Origin of the sequence: Mycobacterium sp. PDNC021, from assembly GCF_048282635.1 — a bacterium.
Classification (GTDB): Bacteria; Actinomycetota; Actinomycetes; order Mycobacteriales; family Mycobacteriaceae; genus Mycobacterium; species Mycobacterium llatzerense.
Genome location: NZ_CP182502.1, coordinates 1,391,704 through 1,412,739, shown reverse-complemented (window position 1 = coordinate 1,412,739; position 21,036 = coordinate 1,391,704). Strand labels below are relative to the sequence as shown.

General features: G+C 66.3%; 18 protein-coding genes and 2 pseudogenes. 6 read left to right on the top strand and 14 right to left on the bottom strand.

What is annotated here, in order from left to right; genetic code table 11:
• Window positions 1–26: 26 nt before the first annotated feature.
• Window positions 27–1,286 carry an HNH endonuclease signature motif containing protein gene (locus tag ACNO8X_RS06535; protein WP_418004639.1) on the bottom strand — a complete coding sequence of 420 codons (1,260 nt, stop codon included), beginning with the start codon at window positions 1,284–1,286 and terminating at the stop codon, window positions 27–29.
• 83 nt (window positions 1,287–1,369) lie between these two features.
• On the bottom strand, window positions 1,370–3,673 hold the full coding sequence (locus tag ACNO8X_RS06530) for an FdhF/YdeP family oxidoreductase (RefSeq protein WP_418004638.1): 2,304 nt from the start codon (window positions 3,671–3,673) through the stop codon (window positions 1,370–1,372).
• A 93-nt stretch (window positions 3,674–3,766) separates the two neighbouring features.
• Here ACNO8X_RS06530 and ACNO8X_RS06525 point away from each other — a divergent pair, with 93 nt between their 5' ends.
• Window positions 3,767–4,663 (top strand): LysR family transcriptional regulator, encoded by an 897-nt coding sequence (locus tag ACNO8X_RS06525; protein WP_418004637.1) that lies wholly within the window; start codon window positions 3,767–3,769, stop codon window positions 4,661–4,663.
• Here the strand turns inward: ACNO8X_RS06525 and ACNO8X_RS06520 are convergent.
• Genes ACNO8X_RS06520 through ACNO8X_RS06510 form a run of 3 tightly spaced genes read right to left on the bottom strand, consistent with a single transcriptional unit; the run spans window position 4,660 to window position 8,018 of the window.
• Complete coding sequence (locus ACNO8X_RS06520) at window positions 4,660–5,622, bottom strand: cation diffusion facilitator family transporter (protein ID WP_418004636.1); 963 nt, start codon at window positions 5,620–5,622, stop codon at window positions 4,660–4,662. The genes ACNO8X_RS06525 and ACNO8X_RS06520 overlap by 4 nt on opposite strands.
• Window positions 5,623–5,642: 20 nt before the next feature.
• The gene (locus ACNO8X_RS06515; protein WP_418004635.1) at window positions 5,643–7,175 is read right to left on the bottom strand and encodes a WS/DGAT/MGAT family O-acyltransferase; all 1,533 of its coding nucleotides are present in this window, start codon (window positions 7,173–7,175) and stop codon (window positions 5,643–5,645) included.
• Window positions 7,176–7,205: 30 nt separating this feature from the next.
• Window positions 7,206–8,018 (bottom strand): SDR family NAD(P)-dependent oxidoreductase, encoded by an 813-nt coding sequence (locus ACNO8X_RS06510; RefSeq protein ID WP_418004634.1) that lies wholly within the window; start codon window positions 8,016–8,018, stop codon window positions 7,206–7,208.
• Between the two features lie 107 nt (window positions 8,019–8,125).
• On the opposite strand from ACNO8X_RS06510, the gene ACNO8X_RS06505 reads away from it, so the two are divergent.
• Together ACNO8X_RS06505 and ACNO8X_RS06500 are read left to right on the top strand one after the other, a co-directional pair.
• Complete coding sequence (locus ACNO8X_RS06505; RefSeq protein ID WP_418004633.1) at window positions 8,126–8,701, top strand: QsdR family transcriptional regulator; 576 nt, start codon at window positions 8,126–8,128, stop codon at window positions 8,699–8,701.
• A 49-nt stretch (window positions 8,702–8,750) separates the two neighbouring features.
• Window positions 8,751–8,981 (top strand): hypothetical protein, encoded by a 231-nt coding sequence (locus ACNO8X_RS06500; protein WP_418004632.1) that lies wholly within the window; start codon window positions 8,751–8,753, stop codon window positions 8,979–8,981.
• 79 nt (window positions 8,982–9,060) lie between these two features.
• Here ACNO8X_RS06500 and fadA6 read toward each other — a convergent pair whose 3' ends face one another.
• The 9 genes and pseudogenes from fadA6 to ipdE1 all read right to left on the bottom strand — a co-directional run bounded on the left by fadA6 (window position 9,061) and on the right by ipdE1 (window position 18,689).
• On the bottom strand, window positions 9,061–10,215 hold the full coding sequence (gene fadA6 / locus ACNO8X_RS06495; RefSeq protein ID WP_418004631.1) for a steroid 3-ketoacyl-CoA thiolase FadA6: 1,155 nt from the start codon (window positions 10,213–10,215) through the stop codon (window positions 9,061–9,063).
• 44 nt (window positions 10,216–10,259) lie between these two features.
• The gene (locus ACNO8X_RS06490; RefSeq protein WP_418004630.1) at window positions 10,260–10,862 is read right to left on the bottom strand and encodes a TetR/AcrR family transcriptional regulator; all 603 of its coding nucleotides are present in this window, start codon (window positions 10,860–10,862) and stop codon (window positions 10,260–10,262) included.
• Between the two features lie 143 nt (window positions 10,863–11,005).
• Window positions 11,006–12,529 carry a DUF4153 domain-containing protein gene (locus ACNO8X_RS06485; protein ID WP_418004629.1) on the bottom strand — a complete coding sequence of 508 codons (1,524 nt, stop codon included), beginning with the start codon at window positions 12,527–12,529 and terminating at the stop codon, window positions 11,006–11,008.
• Window positions 12,526–13,548 carry an ATP-binding protein gene (locus ACNO8X_RS06480; RefSeq protein ID WP_418004628.1) on the bottom strand — a complete coding sequence of 341 codons (1,023 nt, stop codon included), beginning with the start codon at window positions 13,546–13,548 and terminating at the stop codon, window positions 12,526–12,528. Before ACNO8X_RS06480 ends, ACNO8X_RS06485 begins: the two co-directional genes overlap by 4 nt.
• On the bottom strand, window positions 13,545–14,210 hold the full coding sequence (locus tag ACNO8X_RS06475; protein ID WP_418004627.1) for a response regulator transcription factor: 666 nt from the start codon (window positions 14,208–14,210) through the stop codon (window positions 13,545–13,547). The genes ACNO8X_RS06480 and ACNO8X_RS06475 overlap by 4 nt, the downstream gene beginning before the upstream one ends.
• Before the next feature lie 579 nt (window positions 14,211–14,789).
• Window positions 14,790–15,287 (bottom strand): annotated as a pseudogene (ipdF, locus tag ACNO8X_RS06470) ((5R,7aS)-5-hydroxy-7a-methyl-1-oxo-2,3,5,6,7,7a-hexahydro-1H-indene-carboxyl-CoA reductase); the annotation flags it as partial.
• 159 nt (window positions 15,288–15,446) lie between these two features.
• Window positions 15,447–16,688: a CaiB/BaiF CoA transferase family protein gene (locus ACNO8X_RS06465; protein WP_418004626.1), complete on the bottom strand. Its 1,242-nt coding sequence runs from the start codon at window positions 16,686–16,688 to the stop codon at window positions 15,447–15,449.
• A gap of 64 nt (window positions 16,689–16,752) precedes the next feature.
• Window positions 16,753–17,541 carry a (5R,7aS)-5-hydroxy-7a-methyl-1-oxo-2,3,5,6,7,7a-hexahydro-1H-indene-carboxyl-CoA reductase gene (gene ipdF, locus ACNO8X_RS06460; protein WP_418004625.1) on the bottom strand — a complete coding sequence of 263 codons (789 nt, stop codon included), beginning with the start codon at window positions 17,539–17,541 and terminating at the stop codon, window positions 16,753–16,755.
• Window positions 17,541–18,689 (bottom strand): acyl-CoA dehydrogenase IpdE1, encoded by a 1,149-nt coding sequence (gene ipdE1 / locus ACNO8X_RS06455; RefSeq protein ID WP_418004624.1) that lies wholly within the window; start codon window positions 18,687–18,689, stop codon window positions 17,541–17,543. The genes ipdF (ACNO8X_RS06460) and ipdE1 overlap by 1 nt, the downstream gene beginning before the upstream one ends.
• Window positions 18,690–18,779: 90 nt before the next feature.
• Between ipdE1 and ACNO8X_RS06450 the strand changes: the two are divergent.
• The 3 genes and pseudogenes from ACNO8X_RS06450 to ACNO8X_RS06440 all read left to right on the top strand — a co-directional run.
• Window positions 18,780–18,929, top strand: a pseudogene (locus tag ACNO8X_RS06450) (hypothetical protein); the annotation flags it as partial.
• Window positions 18,930–20,054, top strand: a complete 1,125-nt coding sequence (locus ACNO8X_RS06445) for an acyl-CoA dehydrogenase family protein (protein WP_418004623.1) — start codon at window positions 18,930–18,932, stop codon at window positions 20,052–20,054. It begins immediately after the preceding pseudogene.
• Between the two features lie 15 nt (window positions 20,055–20,069).
• The gene (locus ACNO8X_RS06440) at window positions 20,070–21,035 is read left to right on the top strand and encodes an acyl-CoA dehydrogenase family protein (protein ID WP_418004622.1); all 966 of its coding nucleotides are present in this window, start codon (window positions 20,070–20,072) and stop codon (window positions 21,033–21,035) included.
• Window position 21,036 lies beyond the last annotated feature (1 nt).

The window sequence follows — 21,036 nt, the reverse complement described above, 5'->3', positions numbered from 1 at the left end:
GGTGGCCAGTTCCGTTGGCGCTCCGCCTAGTTGGTTGACGGTGTTGGTGGTGGCTCGAATGGTTGGTACCACCACCATTGGGCGCGTTCCCCGGTCGGGCCGGGGCACGGCAGCACATCAGGTCGCGGTGTGGTGGGTGGCCGGGCCAGCGATCGGTTGCTCAAGGGCCGTCCTGCCGCGTCGGTCACCACCAGCCGGTCGGCAGGTCCGGTGATGGTGATGCCACCGCGGTGATGCAACCGGTGGTGATAGGGGCACACCAACACCAAATTCCCGAGTTCGGTGACGCCACCGTCCTCCCAATGAATGACATGGTGCGCATGCAAACCCCGGGTGGCCCCGCACCCCGGAACCACACAGCAGCGGTCGCGATGCTCCAGCGCCCGGCGCAGCCGGCGGCTGATGGTGCGGGTGCTGCGGCCCGCACCGATCGGCCGACCATGCCGCTGCAGCCACACCTCGCAGGTCGCATCACACAACAACAGCCGACGTTCCTCATCGGTGAGCACCGACCCCACATGCACTGCGGCAGAGTCCTGGTCGAGGTCCAGGTGCACCACGACGGTGGTGTGCTGCCCGTGCGGCCGCCGTTGCACGTCACTGTCCCACCCGGCCTCGACCAGGCTCATGAACCCGTCCACCTGATTCGGCAACGGCGGCGCCGCCTCCGACACACGCTCGTCGTTCTCGTGGTCACGTTTCCAGTCCGCGACCAACGCATCCTGGTGCGAGGCCAGCGCGGCATCGACCTTCGCCGCCTCCAACTTCGGCAACCGAATCGTGTACGTCGTCGACCCGTCAACGTGCGTGGTCTTCTTGATCGACCGCTCAGGTTCCGGCTTCGACTCCGACTCGGGCTCCGGGCGCGGCTCGAGCTTCACGGCCTTACGCAACTGGGTGACGGTCGCACTTTCTGCGAACTGGGCATAGTGCTCATCAGAACCGTCCGCGGCGTGTTCGGCGACCACCCCGACCTGATCCAACGACAACCGACCCTCACGCATCGCCTCAGCGCACCGCGGGAACTCCTCGATCCGATGCGCGACCGCCACCATCACCTCCGCATTACGCGGCGACACACCCGTTTTCCACGCCACCAACGACGTCAGCGACCGGGCACCGGTCGCACCCCACAACCCATCGCGATCGATCTCGGCCGCAATCTCCACCAGCCGCGCATCGATCGCGTTGCGCTGACCAGTCAACTCACCGATCTCATCGAAAAACGCATCCATACGCTCACACGGCGACACCTCAACATCGAAAGCCGTTGCAGCGGTGGACATGACACCATCAAAGCAGAAGGCACCGACAAGTTTTCGCTCCTGAAAACACCCCGGGTGTGAAGCCCGGGTGCGCCGAGAAGCTTCTAGCCTCCCGCCGACTTCGTCACCGTCACCTTGACGTTCTTCATGATGGGCTGGTCGCTCTGCGTGCTGAAATCGCCGATGGCGCACAGCACATTCATCTCGGGCATGTACCCGGCTGCGTTGCCGCGCGGGATGCCGTACGGCACCGCCTTGTAGCGGCGCAGCGAGCGGACGCTGCCGTCACGCGCCGTCGCGACGATGTCAACGTCGTCGAACTCTTTGATCCCGCGGTCGCCCATGTCCCGCTCGTTCATGAAGATCAGCGTGCGCAGGTTCTTGATGCCGCGGTACCGGTCGTTGTCGGAGTAGACGGTGGTGTTCCACTGATCGTGCGACCGCAGCGTCGCCAGGATCAGGGTGCCTTCGCTGACGGTGTCGTCGGGCAACTCGACCGCGGAGAACTCGGCGCGGCCGGACGGGGTCAGGAAGATCAGCTCCCGTGCGGGCTGCTTGATCCGGAAGCCCAGCGGCAGTCGAACCCGACGGTTGAAGTCCTCAAAACCGTTGAGCACCTTGGCCATGGTGTCGCGGATGCGGTCGTAGTCCTCGACGTACCAGTGCCACGGCGTCTGGCTCTGCGGCAGCGCGGCCGCGGCGATACCGGCAATGATCGCCGGCTCGGACAGCAGGTGCGGCGATGCCGGCTTCTTCATGCCGACCGACAGGTGCACCATGCTCATCGAGTCCTCGACCGAGGTGGACTGGATGCCCTCCTTCTGGTGGTCTTTCTCGGTGCGGCCCAGGCACGGCAGGATCAGGGCCTGCCGACCGTGAATCACGTGGCTGCGGTTGAGTTTTGTGCTGACCTGCACGGTGAGGTCGCATTTCTGCAGCCCCTCGAAGGTGTACGCGGTGTCGGGTGCGGCGCTGGCGAAATTGCCGCCCATGCCGATGAACACCTTGACGTCGCCGGTGTGCATGCCCTCGATGGTGTGGACGGTGTCGAGGCCGTGCGCGCGCGGCGGATCGATACCGCAGACTTCGCCGAGCCGCTCCAGAAAGGCCTCGGCCGGCCGGTGGTCGATACCGCAGGTGCGGTTGCCCTGCACGTTGCTGTGGCCGCGCACCGGCGAGGGGCCGGCACCCTCACGGCCCAGATTGCCGCGCAGCAGAAGCAGATTCACGATCTCCCGGACGCTGTCGACGCCGTGTTCGTGCTGGGTGACACCGAGGCACCAGCTGATGATGCTGCGGTCGGCGTCGCGGTAAATCTTGGCGGCCCTGCGGATATCGCGCTCCGACACCCCGGACTTGTAGACGATCTCATCCCACGACGTGGCCTCGACCGCGGCCCGGTAGGCCTCGAACCCGGTGGTGTACCGCTCGATGAACTCGATGTCGAGCGCTTTCGGGTCCGTTTCCGACTGTTCCAGAACAACTTTGGCGATGCCACGGATCAGGGCCATGTCCCCGCCGATCCTGGGCTGCAGGTTCAGCGTGCTGGTCTTGGTGGACTTGAACGTCGCCATCCGCAGGAAGTCGTGCGGGATGATGGTCTTGGTGGCACCGGCCTCGACGAGAGGGTTGATGTGCACGATCTGCGCGCCGCGGCGGTAGGCCTCCGACAGCGCGGTGAGCATACGCGGCGCATTGGAGGCAGCGTTGACGCCGATGACGAACAGGGCGTCCGCGGCCTCCCAGTCTTCGAGATCGACGGTGCCCTTGCCGGTGCCCAGCGACGCCTGCATGGCGCGGCCGCTGGCCTCGTGGCACATGTTGGAGCAGTCGGGCAGATTGTTGGTCCCCAACTCCCTGGCCAACAGCTGATAGAGGAACGTCGCCTCGTTACCGAGCCGGCCCGAGGTGTAGTACGACGCCTGGTTCGGGTCGTCGAGATCGGCCAGGGCCCGGCCGACGAGATCGAAAGCGTCGCGCCAGCTGATGGGCTTGTACCGGTCGGTCGCGGCGTCGTACACCATCGGCTCAGTGAGCCGGCCCGTGTCTTCGAGCGCGAAGTCGCTCCACTCCGCCAGTTCCGAAACCGTGTGCTGGGCAAAGAATTCCGGCCCGCAGCGCTTGTGCGTCATCTCCCACGTGACGTGCTTGATGCCGTTCTCACAGATGTCGAGCTTGAGGCCCTTCATGTCGTCGGGCCAGGCACAGCCGGGGCAGTCGAAGCCGCCGTCCTCGTGGTTCATCTTCATGATCGCGTGCGGCCCACTGATGGGCTCGCGCTCGCGGGCCAGGAACTTCGTGACGCTGATCGCCGCGCCCCAGCCGGCGGCGGGATGATGATAGGGCTTGAACTCAGGTTCGCCGTGCTCGTCAGACTCGGTACGCTGCTCAGTGCTCCGGTCGGTCATAGGGTCAAGTCTGCTCGGCGGAGGACACCCGAGTCCAAGGGCAATTTCCGTGAGTCTGATAGGCGCCGCCTATCAGACGTGGTCGAATAGTCCATGCTCTTCCGTCAGCTCGAATATTTCGTGGCGCTCGCCCGCGAGAAGCATTTCGCGCGGGCGGCTGCGGCCTGCTACGTGTCGCAGCCGGCACTGTCCGAGGCGATCCGCAAGCTCGAGAACGAGCTCAAGGTTCCGCTGGTGCGGCGCGGGCAGAACTACGAAGGCCTGACACCCGAAGGTGAACGGCTGGTGTTGTGGGCGCGCCGGATTCTGGCCGATCACGACGCGCTCATCCACGAGGTCGCCGCGTTGCAGACCGGCCTGACCGGCGAGCTGCGGCTCGGCGTCATCCCTGCGGCCTCCGGCACCGTGGCGCTCCTGACCGATCCATTCTGCCTCGAACATCCTTTGGTACGAGTGCAATTGGAGAGCAGCCTGCGTTCGGCGGGCATCGTCGAACGCATCCGCCGCTTCGAGCTCGACGCTGGAGTCATCTACCCCGACGGCGTCGACACCGCGGGCCTGACGGTGACGCCGCTGTACGAGGAACGACAGGTGCTCATCGCCGGCGCCGAACTGCTTGCCGGCCAAGCCGATCCAGTCACGTGGGCCGACGCCCTCCAATTGCCACTGTGTCTGTTGAACACCGGGATGCGGGGCCGGCAGCTGCTCGACGACGCGCTGTCCGCCCACGACTTGACCGCGACGCCACGGCTCGAGGCCGATTCGGTGGTATCCCTGCTGGCCCACGTCAGCGGCGGCCGGTGGGCGAGCATCATCCCGCAGACCTGGCTGCACACGCTGCGAACGCCGGACGGAGTGCGGACGGTGCCGTTGGACGACCCCCAGGTGACGGCGACGGTCGCGCTCGTCACCAGCGCCGCCGAACCCGGCTCGGTGCTGGCGCGCGCGTTGGTCGCAACCACGCACCGCGCAACGATCAGCCCCGACTAGCGATACCAATCGGGCAACTGGACGGGGCGCAGATCCGTGGTGTCACCCGGGCGAGTCAACGTCAGCACGGCCCGCACGATCTCGGGGCGGGCCGCCAACGCGTCGGCGACGAGGTTGAGCTGGGCGGCCACGTTCGATTCGGCCGCGTCGCCGACGAGGTCGACGGCCGCGACGAGATAAATCCGATCCGCGCCAACCCATTCCATGTGCAGATAGCTGACCCGCTCGATGTCCTCATGGTCCAGCAGGGCGCGCAGTGCATTGTTGCGGGCGAGCGGGGTGACACTCTCCCCCGTCAGGAAATCCATGTTGCGCCCGATGAGAAACAGCGCGACAGCGCCGAGGAGTACACCAACCAGGATCGAGCCGATGGCATCCCAGACCGCATTGCCGGTGAGCTGATGCGCCAGGATGCCGCACGTCGCGATGACCAGGCCGATGAGGGCCGAGAGGTCCTCGGCGAAGACCGCGCGCAGCATAGGGTTCGACGTGACGCGGATATAGCGCAGCGGATGGATTCGTCGCTCCAGCGCGCCAGACTTGGTCTGCGACAACGCCTGCAGGAACGAGGACCCCTCCAAGACGAAGGAGACCGCGAGCACCGCATAGGCCCAGCCGTAGGACGTCGCCTCGGCCTCGCCGTGCAGTGACTGGATGCCATGCCAGATCGACACCACGGCGCCCACGGTGAACAACCCGAAGGCCGCGAACATCGACCAGATGTATCCGGCTCTGCCGTAGCCCAGTCGATGCTCGGCGTCGGCCGGCTTGTCGGACTTGCGGGTGCCGATCAGCAGGAACACCTCGTTGCCGGTGTCGGCCCAGGAATGCGCGGACTCGGCGAGCATCGAGGCGCTCCCGGTGACGACAGCCGCGGCGGTTTTCGACACCGCGATCAGAGCATTGGCACCGAGCGCGACGACGACTGTCAGGAGACTCTCGTCGCCCGGATCACTCATGCCCTGAACAGTAGAGCCCGTCAGTAGGCGTCGCCGGGCTGAACCGCCCGGACAGGTCCGCGGCGCGGTGCCGCGGGCTGCGGCTCCTGCGCCCACTCTGCGCCGCTGGCCTCCATCAGCCGGCCGATCTCCTCGATGTGCATGTCCGCCAGGTCCCACACGTCGGGCACCAGTTCGCGGTCAACGATGAAGCCGAAGTCCAGGCGGTCCAGGTAGCTCACCACGGTGATGTTGAGCCCCTGTCCTTCGGTGACGATCGACACCGGGAACTGATTGACCAGCTGCGCCCCCGCGAAGTACAGCGGCTTGCGCGGACCGGGCACGTTCGAGATCACCAGGTTGAACGGCGTAGCGGCAATCCGGTGGGCCAGCCCGAAACGGGACGCCAGCCGCATCGCCGACGTCGACAGCACCGGGGCCGAGACCTGCGCCATGTCGCCGAGCTGACTGGCGGGCACGAGGTCCAGCAGTCGCTTCGCATCGAGCATCGCCTCGCGGCAGCGGGCCACGCGATCGAGCGGGTCCTCGCAGTCGGTCGGCAGTTCGGGGAAGATCGCCGAAACCCGATTGGTCCACGGGTCCTCTTCGTCACCGGTGCGGATCGACACCGGAACCATGGCGCGCAACGGTCCGTCGGGCAGTGCGTCGTGAGCCAGGAGGTACTGGCGCAGAGCACCTGCGCAGATCGCCATCACGATGTCGTTGACCGTGCCACCGGTGGCCGTCTTGAGCTGCTTGACGTTGTCCAGCGACGCTGTGCGCATGGCGAAGCGCCGGTGTCCGGTGATGGTCTTGTTCCACGGCGTGGGAGGCGCGGATGAGGTCGGCAGCGGGATCTTCGGCCCGTCTTCCTTGCCAAGGCGGGCAAGGGATTTGATGGCCGAGCCAGCCTTGCTCGCAGCGCTGCCGACGCTGTCGATGCCGGCCGCGTCGGCGAGCTGACCGACCAGCCGCGTCTGGAACCGCAGCGCCTTGGCGGGATGACCGGCCAGGTTGATGACGGCCTTCCGCAAGAGTTCGATGCTGCCGGGCACTGCTTCGGCTTCCCAATCGGGGCCCGGTCCCGGCGGGGCTGCGTCGGGCACCGTATCGGTGAGGGCGTTGAGCATGATCTGCCCGGCGGCGCCGTCGATGGTGGCGTGGTGGTACTTCGTCAGCATCGCCCAGTTCCCGGTGTCGAGCCCGTCGATGACGTACACCTCCCACAGTGGCCTACTGCGGTCCATCGGTCGCCCGACGATGCGGGACACCTGGTCGGCCAACTGGTCGACCATTCCCGGTCGCGCCAAATGGATTTCGCGGATGTGGAAGTCCAGGTCGAAGTTCGGGTCATCGATCCAGTACGGATGGTCCAGCCCGAGCGGCACCTCCACGAGCCGCCGCCGCAGCGGCGCGAGCTCACCGACCAGCGACGCGAACTTCGCGTACACCGCGGCGTAGGGGTCGAACTCTTCGTTGGGCCGCTCGAAGATCATCAGCCCGTTGACGTGACCGAACGTCGTCGGCGTCTCCAGGTACAGGAACGTGGCGTCGAGGCCGCTGAGCTGCTTCACGAGTGTTCTTCTCCTTGATGGGTTTTGAGCTCAGCTGGTGAGCAGTCCGCCCTCGACGGGCAGGGTGATTCCGGTGACGTAGCTGCTGGCGTCGCTGGCCAGGAAGATCAGGGCGGCGCTGAGTTCCTCTGTGCGCCCGAGCCTTCCGGCGAGGGTCCGGGGCAGGATGGTCGTATCGAAGTAGCCGTCCTCGTACTGCTCGGTCATCTCCGAGGCGAAGAAGCCCGGCGCGAGGGCGTTGACGCGGATGCCCTTGCGGCCCGTCCATTGCTGCGCGAGGTCGCGGGTCAAGCCGATCAGCCCGGCCTTCGACGATGCGTAGGCGGCTTGCGGAAGTCCGGCGGTCGTCAGGCCGAGGATGCTGCTGACGTTGATGATCGAGCTGCCCGGCCGCATGTGCGCGGCGCACGCTTGCGCCATCCAGTAGCACCCGTTCAGGTTCAGGTCGATGACCGACCGGAACTGCTCGGGCGTTTCGCGCGTCGCCGGGACGGCAGTGCCCACTCCCGCATTGTTCACCAGAATGTCGACGCGCCCCAGGGAATCGACGGCAGCCTGGACCAGTGCCTTGCAGTCGTCGGGGTCGGTGACGTCGGTGCGCACCGCGACAGCCTTGCGACCTGCGGCTTCCACCAGCGCCTTGGTCTCGGCGAGCCGATCTTCGCGTCGTGCACCGAGTACGACGTCAGCGCCCGCCTGGGCCAGTGCCTGCGCGAACCCGACGCCGAGGCCACTCGAGGCACCGGTGACGACCGCGACACGGCCGTCGAGGCGGAACAGATCAAGGATCGAAGCTGCGGCGCTCTGGGTCACTCGTGCATCATATCCAGATATGTTGCACATACGAGACTGATGGAGATATATCTCACTCGAACATCAACGGCTACCATGATGCGAGGTGCCCGCGACAACACAGGAGGTGCGGCATCACCGAGACACCGCTGGGACGCATGCTCGCGTCGGCCGACCGACGCCCCGACCCGATCGAGGCGTTCCGCATCGCGCGCCGCTGGTTCCTCGAGGGTCGCCGCATCGAAATGCAGGAACTGGCAACCGAACTCGGCATCAATCGGGCCACCCTGTTCCGCTGGGTCGGCGGCCGCGACGAACTGCTCGCCGAAATCCTGTGGTCGCTGGCCGAACCCACCCTGCGGGCCTCCATCGACGCGGCACCCGGGCACGGCGCCGCACACATCGCGCGGGCCGTCGGCCACTACGCCACCGTGATCGACGAGTCCGGGTTCTTCCAGGCCTTCCTGCGGCGCGAACCCGAACGTGCGCTGCGGATTCTGGCTACCCGCGCCGGGACCTTCCAAGGCAGGTTGGTCGCGGCGATCGAAGAGCTGCTCAACGACGAGATCACGACCGGTCAGCTGGACCCGCCACTCCCGTCGCGCGATCTCGCGTTTCTCATCGTGCGCATCGTGGAGTCGTTCGTCTACGCCGACATCATCACCGGCGAACCACTGGAGGTCGGCAAGGCCGAACAGGCCATCGGCGCGCTGCTGGGTCACCGACCCGCGTAGTCAGCGCCCTACCCCGGGCGGGACGGGAACAACCGGCGCCGGCGGCACGGTGACCGTGACGGTGCTGGTGCTGGCGCGCGTCGACGGTGTCGTCGGCGGCGTCGATGGACCGACCGGAACTCCGGGGATGATCTCCGTCGAAGTCACCGTCGTACTCGTGCTGGACGTGGGCTTCGACGGCGGCGGCGACTCAGACGAACAGGCACTTGCGCTGAGGAAAGCTGCCACGGCCATGACGACGACGGATTTGAACATCCTTCCCGAATGCCCGGTCAGCTGAACGCGTAAACAATCTGGCCAGACGCAAAACTGCCCCTCTCCATAAGGAAAGGGGCAGTTTGTGCCTGCGGGCACAGGTATCAGAGGCGCTCGATGATGGTGACGTTGGCGGTGCCGCCGCCCTCACACATCGTCTGCAGGCCGTAGCGGCCGCCGGTGCGCTCCAGCTCGTTGAGCATGGTGGCGAACAGCTTGGCACCGGTGGCGCCGAGCGGGTGGCCCAGCGCGATGCCGCCGCCGTTGGGGTTCACCTTCGCCAGGTCGACGTTGAGCTCCTTGGCCCAGGCCAGCACGACGGACGCGAAGGCCTCGTTGATCTCGACGACGTCGATGTCGTCCATGGTCAGGCCGGTCTTCTCCAGCGCGTACTTGGTCGCGGGGATCGGGCCGGTCAGCATCTTCACCGGGTCGTCGCCGCGGCAGCTGATGTGGTGGATCCGGGCCCGCGGCTTGAGGCCGTGAGCCTTGACCGCCGCCTCGGAGGCCAGCAGCGTGGCCGACGCGCCGTCGGAGATTTGGCTGGCCAGCGCGGCGGTCAGCCGTCCACCCTCGACCAGCACCTTCAGCGAGGCCAGCTTCTCCAGGGTGCTTTCGCGCGGACCCTCGTCAACCTTGAAGCCGTCGATCGGGATGATCTCGTTGTCGAAGCGCCCCTCGCGGATCGCGGTGAACGCCCGCTGGTGGCTGTTGAACGCAAACAGCTCCATGTCCTCGCGGGAGATGTCCCACTGCTCAGCGATCATCTCGGCGCCGCGGAACTGCGAAACCTCCTGGTCGCCATAGCGTTCCACCCAGCGCTTCGACTCGTTGGTCGGCGAGGTGAAGCCGAACTGCTCGCCGACGATCATGGCCGAGCTGATCGGAATCTGGCTCATGTTCTGGATACCGGCGGCCAGGATCAGGTCGGCGGTGCCGGACATGATGGCCTGCGCGCCAAAGGAAATGGCCTGCTGCGAGGAACCGCACTGCCGGTCGACGGTGGTGCCGGGGACGCCCTCGTCGTAGCCGGCGGCCAGCCAGGTGAGGCGGCCGATGTTTCCGGCCTGCCCACCGATGGCATCGACGCAACCGACGATGACGTCGTCGAACGCAGCGGGGTCGATGTCATTGCGGGCGAAGATGCCGCGGTACGCCTCCACGCCGAGGTCGATCGGGTGGTAACCGGAGAGGCCACCACCCTTCTTGCCGACGGCGGTGCGCACAGCGTCGATGACGTACGCCTCAGATGCGGCCATTTCTCATCTCCTTCTTTGGGTGAAACTCATTTGGCGGCAAGGTGTTACGGCGTTACCGCAACACCGCCGAGCACAATGTTCAGGTAGTGCCGACCCACGTCCTCGGCGGTCAGCTTGCCGCCCGGCTGGTACCAGCGCACCGAGACCCACGTGGTGTCGCGGATGAACCGATACACCAGGTCGACGTTCAGATCGGACCGGAAAACGCCTTCCGCCATCCCCTGCTTCAGGACCTCGACCCACATCTTGCGCTGCTCGCGATTGCGCTCGTCGACGAAGCCGAACTGCGGCAGGATGCCCAGCCGCTTGGCCTCGTCCTGGTAGATGACGACCTGCGCGTGCCGGTGCTCGATGGCGTCGAAGGACGCCATGAAAAGGCCTTTGAAGCGGGCCAGCGGGTCGGGCTCGGTGGCGATGATCTGCTCGTACCGGGTGAACAGCCAATCGAGGAAGTCCCGCATGACCTCTTCGACCATCTGTTCCTTCGATTTGAAGTGATGGTAGAGACTGCCTGACAGGATGCCTGCCGAGTCCGCGATGTCCCGGACAGTGGTTGCCTTCAGCCCGCGCTCAGCGAACATCGCCGCGGCGAGCACGAGAAGCTCGTCGCGCCTGCTCGCGGGTTGGCTGAGCGGTTCAGACGCCATCCCCACAGCATAGCAACCAAGCGCTTGTTAGGTCGATTGTGGTGGCTAGTGACTGTCACCACTGTGCACTTGTACCGCCCAACGTGAAGAAGATGGCGAAAAATCACGGAAACCTCGCCATCTTGCTCACGTTCGGCGATCCGCTAGTAGCGGGATGACCAGTACTGATCGCAGTAGTCGGGCAGGTCGGTCCCGACCGGTCTGTCCGCGTTCGACCGGGACAGGTTGAACAGGTACCACGGGTCGTCGTGCGCGCGGTCTGCTCGCACGCACGCGCGGAGACGTTCGGGCAATCGGTGTAGTGCCGGATCGATGTCCGACGACAGCCGGGACAGGTACTCGGCGTCGAATTGGCCGGTCTGCTCGAAGCGGTCGATGTTGCGATCGGCGACGAGTCGCTCGGGATTGAGTGCCGCCAGCCCCAGCAGTGCCACCACGCCGGCGGCCAGCACCGCGTGCGGTAGCCAGCGCCCCGACATCCGCACCCCCGCAACGGCGACCAGTAGGAACACCGCACCCAACCAGAGTTCGATGGTGATCACCATCAACCGGTCGGTGCTGAATCCGTACGCCTGCTGATACAGCCACATCCGGTGGATCGCCGAAACGACCACGACAACCGAAGTGGCACAAAGAATTCCGGCCAATAGCCGAAGCACGCGTCGGTCGCCGGCGGTCACGCGGCCCGCCACGCGAATCACCCCGCTGAGCACCAACAGGGTCAGCGCCGATACCCACAGCAACTGCCAGAAGCCCTGCCGCGCGTACTCGGCGTAGGTCAGCCCCTCGGTTTCCAGCACGTGGGTGTGACCGCCGAACAGCACCGCGGCCTGCACCGCCACGAACGCGATGAACAGTGCGTCGAGCACCCCCAGCGGCACCGCCCACTCCCAGCGCGGCAGCGGCTTCATCGGTTTAGGCGCGAGGATATCCAGCCGCGGCGCGAACCGCGTCAAGTAAGAACCCCCGAGGACGAAGCCCGCCACCATGCCGAAGACCACGATGCGGGCGACGACGTCGACACCGTCGAACCGCGGCACCAGCTTGCCCACCAGATGCGCGAAGGCCGCGTCTGCCGAGGCGAACAGCGCGCCGAACACCACCGTCAGCAGCACGGTGAGCCCGATGACGGCGGCAACGCGAAGCGGGTTGGCGATACCGACCCGACCCGATACTCCGCGGCGCGCCCAACCGAGGACGCGAACCGGCAGCGCCCACGCCAGGAACGGCGCGGTCAGGACCGCGGTCCAGGTGCGCCCACCGAAGAGCGTGCACCATCCGACGATCCAGGCCGCCATGATGCACAGCACGCCCAGCCAGTCGGCCGCCAACAGCGCGGGCACCGCGAGCAACGCCAGGGTCAGCGCCATCCCGACCCACTCGGTGCGCGTCGGCCGGCGCTCCGCGGTGCCGTACACCACGGCGAACACCATCACGCCGACAACCAGGTAACCGATGCTCAGCGCCGACGGCCGCCACAGCGCGGTGCCGAGCAGACCGGCCACCGCGGCGAGCAGGACGACCCGGTGCGGCGCTGCGGCCAGCGGGCTGATCGGCCAGACCCGCCGCGGCAACATCGTCCAGCCGGGCTCACCGCGCCGCGGCAGCACCGGTCCGATCAGCGGCGGAATCACCGGCTGCCCTGGATATCCCATCAGCATCGTCATGCGGACCGCTCCTCTTGTTCCGGAATGCTCACCCTGAAGCGGCATCCCACGTTCGTCTCCACCACGTCGATCGCTCCGCCGTGCAACTCGACCGCCCACCGGGCGATCGCCAAGCCCAGCCCGGTGCCGCCGTCCGAGGTGGCGCCGCGGGTGAATCGTTCGAAGACTCGCTCGCTCTCGGCCGGCGCGATACCCGGCCCTTGATCGGCCACCTCGAGCCGCAACCCCGTGGCATCGCGCGTCGCGCGCACCGTCACTCTGCCGCCGGCCGGGCTGTGCCGAATCGCGTTGTCCACCAGGTTGACCACCACCTGTCGTAACCGTGCCGGATCGGCCAGTGCCGTCAGCCCCGGCGGTGACGCCTCGACCACCACCGGCACGTCACCGGCCGACACCGAAACGTGCTCGACGGCCGCGCGCAGGAATGCGTCTACATCAAACCGACTGATCTGCAATGGAATTGCCCCACCTTCGAGCCGGGACAGGTCCAGCAGATCGGTCACCAGCTCGCCGAGGCGCTCGGTCTGCGACAGCGCCAACCGCATCGTCGGCGCGTCGGGCTCAACCACACCGTCCACTACGTTCTCCAGTACCGCCTGCAATGCGGTGATGGGCGTGCGCAGTTCGTGGGATACGTTGCCGATCAGCCCGCGCCGGTACTCGTCGGCGGCGCCGAGGTCGGCTGCCATCTGATTGAATGCCGTTGCCAGTTGGCCGATTTCATCACGCGAGGTGGCGCGGACCCGAATGCTGTAGTCACCCTTGGCCATAGCGCGGGCGGCGGCGGTCATCTGCCGCAGCGGAGAGGTCATGCCGTGCGCCAGAAACTGGGTGAACAGCAGTGAGGTCAGCAGTGCGGACAGCAGCGCGTACCGGAACTGCCAACTCGCGCCGATCCAGAAGGTGAACGAAGCCAACAGGATTGCCCCGCCCACCAGCAGTCCCATCTTGATTTTGAATGACGCGAACGGGTCCAGCGGCCTGGGCAGCCGGTCCCACAGATCGCCAAGGGCGCTCACCGCGGCACCTCGAGGGCATAGCCAACTCCGTGGACGGTCCGGATCAGTTCCGCACCGAGCTTGCGGCGCAACGCCTTGACGTGGCTGTCGACTGTGCGGGTCTCGGCTCCCGACCCCCAGCCCCAGACGTGCTCCAGCAGAGTCTCCCGCGCCACCGCGGCCCGGGGACGCCCGGCGAGGAAGGCCAGCAGATCGAATTCGGTTCGGGTGAGATGGATTTCGGTGTCGCCCTGATGCACGCGACGCTCAGCGAGATCGATGCGGTACTCCCCCACCGACAGCGGCTGGTCTCCGGTCGCCCGGTCCACGCGACGCAGCAACACCCGCACCCGCGCAACCAGCTCGCGCATGCTGAACGGTTTGGTCAGATAGTCGTCGGCCCCGATCCCCAGACCGATCAGCATGTCGGTCTCGTCGGTGCGCGCGGTCAACATGAGCACCGGCACCGGTCGCTCCGCCTGGATGCGCCGGCACACCTCCAGCCCGTCGAAGCCGGGCAGCATGACGTCCAGCACCACCAGGTCGGGCAGCGTCGCGGCCGCCGCGGCCACCGCCGAAGGTCCGTCGACGGCCGTCTCGACCTGGAAGGATTCGGCGCGCAGCCGCGTCGCCACCGAGGACAGGATGGTCGGCTCGTCGTCGACCACCAGGATTCGCTTCACGTTTTCGACTGTATGCGCCGGTTGTGGGGCTTACCGGCAGCGATTGTGAAGAAACTGTGGAGACTTCGGACGAGCGCCCGCAACTAGGCTTCCGGTAGTGAAGGAAGCTCGTGTACCTCGTTCAACCGTCAGATTGTCGCTGACTGGGCTGGGTTTGGCCGTCACCACAGCACTGGCGGGCTGCGGGCAGACGGGCGGAAAGGCGGTTCCCGCCGCTTCAACTTCAGCCGCATCCACGTCGGTGTCGTCGACACCAACCACATCGTCAGCAGTCCCGTCATCGTCGGTCGCGCCGGCGTCGTCACCGTTGCAATCTGAGAAGGGCTTCGTGTGGATCACTGCCGCGTGCGGTAGTCCGGCAGTGATCAACTTGCACCAAACGAGCGAGATCCTCAGTCGTGCCACAGAGTGGGCTATGTGCATGGGGCCGGGATCACCGTCTACGTACGTCGCGGTTTACTCCACGCCGACTGATCTGGCCATCGACACTGACGTCAAATCAGATGCCGAACGTGAGTTTGATGGCGAAAAATCGCCGAAATCTCGCAATCTTCCTCACGTTCGGCGGGACAGCAGGACCTACGCGCGCTGGCTCGACACCGAAATGATCTCACCGGTCAGGTAACTGGAGTAGTCACTGGCCAAATACGCGATGGTGGTGGCGATTTCCCACGGCTCGGCGGCACGGCCGAACGCCTCATCCGAGGACAGCCTGTCCAGCAGCGCGGCATCAGCCGACTTCTCCAGGAACTTATGCCGCGCGATGCTCGGCGAGACGGCGTTGATCCGCACCCCGTACTCGACGGCTTCGATTGCGCTGCACCGGGTCAGCGCCATCACCCCGGCCTTGGCCGCGGCGTAGTGCGACTGCGAGTGCTGCGCGCGCCAGCCCAGGACGCTCGCGTTGTTGACGATCACACCACCGTGCTCGACGCCGCGGAAGTACCGCAGCGCCGCCCGGGTCGCCCGCATCACCGAGTTCAGCGTGACGTTCAGGACACGGTCCCACTCGTCGTCGGTCATGTCGACCAGCGGTGTCTCGCCACCGAGGCCGGCGTTGTTCACCAAAACGCATAGATGGGGTGCGCAAAGCGTCGGGCACTTCGATTCGAGCCTTATGATTGCGCGCAGCACGATTTGAAATGGATGCGACGATCTTGTCGCAACTAGGCGGGCATTTTCATGTGTGGCTGGATCGCGACCTCGCGAGCCTGACCTGCTGGCGGACCCTCTCGATCAGATGATCGCCTGCTCCTGCAAGCTCGCGATCCGCGCCGCGTCATAGCCCAGTTCGCCCAGTACCTCCGCGGTGTGCTCGCCGATCAGCGGCGGCGCGAGGCGGATCGTCGCAGGCGTCGCGCCCATGCCCGCCAGCGGGCTGCCGATCAGGTCGACCGATCCGGCGGCGGCCCACATGTGCGGAGTCGTGGCGCGCAGGCCCCGGTGCAGCACCTGCGGATCATCCCAGACCTCTGCTAGATCGTTATAGCGCGCGGCCGGGATGCCCACGCTGTCGAACTTCGCCTGAAGCTCCTCCGTCGTGAACTGCCGGCTCCACACGTTGATGATGTCGATCAACTCCGCGCGATTGATCTTGGCCCGCTTGGCGTTGGTGTCGAAGCGCGGGTCGGCGTAGAGCTCGGGCCGGCCCATCAACTCCGACATGCGCCGCCAGTGGGCGTCGCTGCCGGCCGTAATGTACGTCATGCCGTCGCGCGCATGGATGAGGTCGGCGGGTCCGCCGCCGTTGCCGCCATTGCCCAGACGCTCCGCCTGGACGCCGTTGATCAGATAGTCCTGCATGATGTGGCAGATCATCGCCACGGAACTGTCAAGCAGCGCCATGTCGATGTGCTGGCCCTCGCCCGTGCTGTTGCGATGGTTCAGCGCGGCGAGGATCGCGATGGCGCTGTTGTGGCCGGTCACGAAATCGACCAGGCTGGGACCGGCCTTCACCGGCCCGGCGCCGGGCTGGCCTTCGGGGATGCCGGTCACGGCCATCATGCCGCCGCTCGCCTGGAACAACCCGTCGTAGCCCGCGCGGGCCGCCATCGGCCCAGTCTGGCCAAAGCCGGTGATCGAGCAGTAGATGAGGCGGGGATTGATCGCCTTCAGGCTCTCGTAGTCCAGCCCGAACCGCTTGAGGTCGCCGACCTTGTAATTCTCGATCAGGATGTCCGCGGTCTTGACCAGGGCACGCAGGATGTCCTGCCCCTCCGGCTTGGAGTGGTTGACCGTGATCGACCGCTTGTTGCGGTTCGACGCGGTGAAGAAGCCGGACTGGCGAAGGTCCTTGCCATCCTTGCCCTCGACCGAGGCAAGACCGTAACCGCGCCCTTCGTCACCGCTGCCCGGTCGCTCCACCTTGATGACGTCAGCGCCGAGGTCGCCCAGTATCTGCGCGCTGATCGGGCCGGCGAAGACGCGGGTCATGTCGATGACCCGGATACCCTCCAGGGCAAGCTGTGTCGTGCTCATGATCTCCTGCTACTCCAATTGGGCGGGCAAGTGCATATATCCGAACCTCGCGGCCGGATGAAAACTACGCGCGCTGGCTGGAAACCGAAATGATCTCACCGGTCAGGTAACTGGAGTAGTCACTGGCCAAATACGCGATGGTGGTGGCGATTTCCCACGGCTCGGCGGCACGGCCGAATGCCTCGTCGGAGGACAGCCGGTCCAGCAGCGCGGCATCGGCCGACTTCTCCAGGAACTTATGCCGCGCGATGCTCGGGGAGACGGCGTTGATCCGCACCCCGTACTCGACGGCTTCGATTGCGCTGCACCGGGTCAGCGCCATCACCCCGGCCTTGGCCGCGGCGTAGTGCGACTGCGAGTGCTGCGCGCGCCAGCCCAGGACGCTCGCGTTGTTGACGATCACACCACCGTGCTCGACGCCGCGGAAGTACCGCAGCGCCGCCCGGGTCGCCCGCATCACCGAGTTCAGCGTGACGTTCAGGACACGGTCCCACTCGTCGTCGGTCATGTCGACCAGCGGTGTCTCGCCGCCCAGGCCGGCGTTGTTCACCAAAACGTCCAGACGGCCCATCTTCTCGACGGCCGCGGCGATCATGGCATCGACAGCCTCGGTGGAGGTGACGTCGCAGACGACGGCCTCGACCTTGCCCAGACCGAGTGCGGCCAGCTGATCACGGGTCTCATTCAAGCGCCGCTCGTGATAGTCCGACACCACAACGTCGGCACCTTCGAGAAGCGCACGACGCGCGGTCGACGAACCGATGCCTGTACCGGCGGCGGCAGTCACCAGAACAACCTTGCCCTTGAGCAGGCCGTGGCCCTCAATCTCGTTGGGAGCTACAGAAAGGTCCATCAGCCCTTAGCCTCTCGGGGTAGGCCGAGCACCCGCTCGGCAATGATGTTGCGCTGAATTTCGTTCGACCCGCCGTAGATGGTGTCCGAACGCGAGAACAGGAACAGGCGCTGCCACTCGTCGAACTCGCCACCGGGCAGCGTCAGCCCGGCCATGCCCTGAATCTCCATGGCGATCTCGCCGAGTTCACGATGCCAGTTGGCCCACAACAGCTTTGACACGTTGTCCTGGCCAGGCTGCTCGACGTCCATGGTCGCCATCGCGTAGGACCGCATGGCCTGCAGGCCGGTCCAGGACTCGGTCAGCTTCAGACGGACCAGCGGATCCTCGATGGCGCCGGTGCGCTTGGCCACGTCGATCAGGCCCTCAAGCTCACGCTTGTAACGGATCTGCTGGCCCAGCGTCGAAACACCACGCTCGAAGGTGAGGGTGGCCATCGCCACGCCCCAGCCCTGCCCGGGCTCACCGACCACCAGCGACGCGTCGGTACGGGCGTCGTCGAAGAACACCTCGTTGAACTCGGAGTCACCGGTCAGCTGAACGATCGGACGGATCTCGACGCCCGGCTGGTCCAGCGGCACCAACAGATACGACAGGCCGTGGTGGCGCTTGGAGCCCTTCTCGGAGCGGGCCACCACGAAGCACCACTGCGCCCAGTGCGCCAGTGAGGTCCACACCTTCTGGCCGTTGATCACCCATTCGTCGCCGACCAGTTCAGCCGACGTCGAGACGTTGGCCAGGTCGCTACCGGCGCCGGGCTCGGAGTAACCCTGGGCCCACAGCTCGGTGACGTTGAGGATGTTCGGCAGGAAGCGCTTCTTCTGCTCTTCAGTGCCGTACGCGATGAGCGTCGGCCCGAGCAGTTCCTCACCGAGGTGGTTGACCTTGTCCGGGGCGTCCGCCTTGGCGTACTCCTCATAGAAGGCGACGCGGTGCGCGACCGACAGGCCGCGGCCACCATGCTCCTCCGGCCAGCCCAGGCAGGTCAGCCCCGCCGCAGCCAGATGCTGGTTCCACGCACGTCGTTCTTCATAAGCCTCGTGCTCACGACCGGGGCCACCCAGGCCCTTGAGAGCTGCGAATTCACCGACGAGATTGTCTGCGAGCCATTGCCGGACCTCAGCCCGGAACGTCTGGACCTCTATCACCCTTATAGGCTAACCTACCAAGCACTTGCTTTGTTAGAGGGAGTTCCGATGAGTGGGTCCGACGGCACCCAGCAGCCCGGTCGGCAGACCTACACCAAAGAGCATTTGGCCAACTTCAAGACGCCGCGGTCGGTGGCGTTCCTCGAGACGCTGCCACGTAACCCTGGGGGCAAAGTGGTCAAACCGCTGCTCAGGGCGAGCGAAGCGACGGGAAAGACAAACGGAGAGACGAGTCGGTAAATGGATCTGACATTCGACGACGAAACCGAGGAATTCCGGGCCGAGGTCCGCGACTTCTTGGCGTCCAACAGGGACAAGTTCCCCACCAAGTCCTACGACATCCGCGAAGGCTTCGAGCAGCACCGGGTCTGGGACAAGGTGCTGTTCGACGCTGGCCTGTCGGTCATCGCGTGGCCCAAGGAGTACGGCGGCCGCGACGCCACCATGCTGCAGTGGGTCGTGTACGAGGAGGAGTACTTCAAGTCCGGCGCTCCCGGCCGGGCCTCCGCCAACGGCACCGCGATGCTGGCGCCGACGCTGTTCGCGCACGGCACCCCGGAGCAGATGCAGCGGGTCCTGCCGAAAATGGCCTCCGGCGAAGAGATCTGGGCGCAGGCCTGGTCCGAGCCCGAGTCCGGCAGCGACCTGGCCTCCCTGCGCTCGACCGCGACCAAGGTCGAGGGCGGCTGGAAGCTCAACGGCCAGAAGATCTGGAGCTCACGCGCTCCGTTCGGCGAGCGCGGCTTCGGCCTGTTCCGCTCCGACCCGGAAGCCCAGCGGCACAAGGGTCTCACCTACTTCATGTTCGACCTGAAGGCCGAGGGCATCACGGTTCGCCCGATCGCCCAGCTGGGCGGTGAGACCGGCTTCGGTGAGATCTTCCTCGACGACGTGTTCGTCCCCGACGAGGACGTCATCGGTCAGGTGCACAACGGCTGGACCGCCGCCATGAGCACCTCGAGCAACGAGCGCGGCATGTCGCTGCGCAGCCCGGCCCGCTTCGTCGCGCCGGCCGAACGCCTTGTCGCGCAATGGAAGGTCGACCAGAACCCGGCCTACGCCGAGCGCGTCGCCGACGCCTGGATCAAGGCCCAGGCCTATCGTCTGCACACCTTCGGCACCGTCACCCGGCTCGCCAATGGTGGCGAACTGGGCGCCGAGTCCTCGGTGACCAAGGTGTTCTGGTCCGAGCTGGACGTCGCGCTGCACCAGACCGCGCTCGATCTGCGCGGCGCCGACGCCGAGCTGTACGACCACTGGACCGAAGGATTGCTGTTCGCCCTGGGCGGCCCGATCTACGCCGGTACCAACGAAATTCAGCGCAACATCATCGCCGAGCGCCTGCTGGGCCTGCCCCGCAAATAAGAGAGAAACAGAGACGTGTTCTTTGAATTGGACGAATCGCAGCGCGATTTCGCAGCGAGCATCGATGCCGCGTTGGGTGCCGCCGATGTCCCCGCCGCGGTGCGCGCATGGGGCGGGGTCGAGAAGGCCGCCGACGCCGCGCCCGGCCGCAAGGTCTGGTCAACCCTGGCCGATCTCGGCGTCACCGCACTGAACGTGCCGGAGGAATTCGACGGCATCGGCGCGCATCCGGTGGATCTGGTTGTCGCCCTTGAGCGTCTGGGCTACTGGGCCGTGCCCGGTCCGGTCACCGAATCCATTGCGGTCGCCCCGGTGCTGCTGGCGTCGGACAAGCGTTCGGAAGGGCTGGCGTCCGGTGAGCTCATCGCCACGGTGGCCCAGCCCCCGCTGGCCCCGCGGGCCGTCGACGCCGACACCGCCGGGCTGATCCTGCTGGCCTCAGAAGGGCAGGTGCAGGACGCGACCATCTGTACCGAGCACCAGTCCGTCGACCCGGCCCGCCACCTGTTCGACGTGACCGCCACCGGCGAGGCCCAACCGGCCGACACCGCAAAGGCTTTCGAGTTCGGTGCGCTTGCCACCGCCGCGCAGCTGGTCGGTGCCGGTCAGGCGATGCTCGACATGGCTGTCGAGTACGCCAAGCAGCGCACGCAGTTCGGCACCGTGATCGGCACTTACCAGGCCATCAAGCACAAGCTGGCCGACGTGCACATCGCCGTCGAGCTGGCCCGTCCGCTGGTCTACAGCGCTGCCCTGGCCCTGGCAGACGGCTCGCCGACCCTGGCCCGCGACGTGAGCGCCGCCAAGGTGGCCGCCAACGAGGCCGCACTGCTGGCCGCGCGCTCGTCGCTGCAGACCCACGGCGCCATCGGTTTCACCCAGGAACACGACCTGTCCCTGTTGCTGCTGCGCACCCAGGCGCTGCGCTCGGCGTGGGGCGACTCGGCGTGGCACCGGACCCGCGTACTGGAAGGGCTATGAG

What these genes read in the sequence shown, in the direction of transcription:
- ACNO8X_RS06505 (WP_418004633.1), top strand. Translation starts at nt 8,126, where the DNA reads ATGCTCGCGTCGGCCGACCGACGCCCCGACCCGATCGAGGCGTTCCGC.
- ACNO8X_RS06445 (WP_418004623.1), top strand. Translation starts at nt 18,930, where the DNA reads ATGGATCTGACATTCGACGACGAAACCGAGGAATTCCGGGCCGAGGTC.
- ACNO8X_RS06490 (WP_418004630.1), bottom strand. Translation starts at nt 10,862, where the DNA reads ATGGCGTCTGAACCGCTCAGCCAACCCGCGAGCAGGCGCGACGAGCTT.
- ACNO8X_RS06510 (WP_418004634.1), bottom strand. Translation starts at nt 8,018, where the DNA reads ATGTGCAACATATCTGGATATGATGCACGAGTGACCCAGAGCGCCGCA.
- ACNO8X_RS06530 (WP_418004638.1), bottom strand. Translation starts at nt 3,673, where the DNA reads ATGACCGACCGGAGCACTGAGCAGCGTACCGAGTCTGACGAGCACGGC.
- fadA6 (WP_418004631.1), bottom strand. Translation starts at nt 10,215, where the DNA reads ATGGCCGCATCTGAGGCGTACGTCATCGACGCTGTGCGCACCGCCGTC.
- ACNO8X_RS06465 (WP_418004626.1), bottom strand. Translation starts at nt 16,688, where the DNA reads ATGAGCACGACACAGCTTGCCCTGGAGGGTATCCGGGTCATCGACATG.
- ACNO8X_RS06525 (WP_418004637.1), top strand. Translation starts at nt 3,767, where the DNA reads ATGCTCTTCCGTCAGCTCGAATATTTCGTGGCGCTCGCCCGCGAGAAG.
- ACNO8X_RS06535 (WP_418004639.1), bottom strand. Translation starts at nt 1,286, where the DNA reads ATGTCCACCGCTGCAACGGCTTTCGATGTTGAGGTGTCGCCGTGTGAG.
- ACNO8X_RS06485 (WP_418004629.1), bottom strand. Translation starts at nt 12,529, where the DNA reads ATGACGATGCTGATGGGATATCCAGGGCAGCCGGTGATTCCGCCGCTG.
- ipdF (WP_418004625.1), bottom strand. Translation starts at nt 17,541, where the DNA reads ATGGACCTTTCTGTAGCTCCCAACGAGATTGAGGGCCACGGCCTGCTC.
- ACNO8X_RS06520 (WP_418004636.1), bottom strand. Translation starts at nt 5,622, where the DNA reads ATGAGTGATCCGGGCGACGAGAGTCTCCTGACAGTCGTCGTCGCGCTC.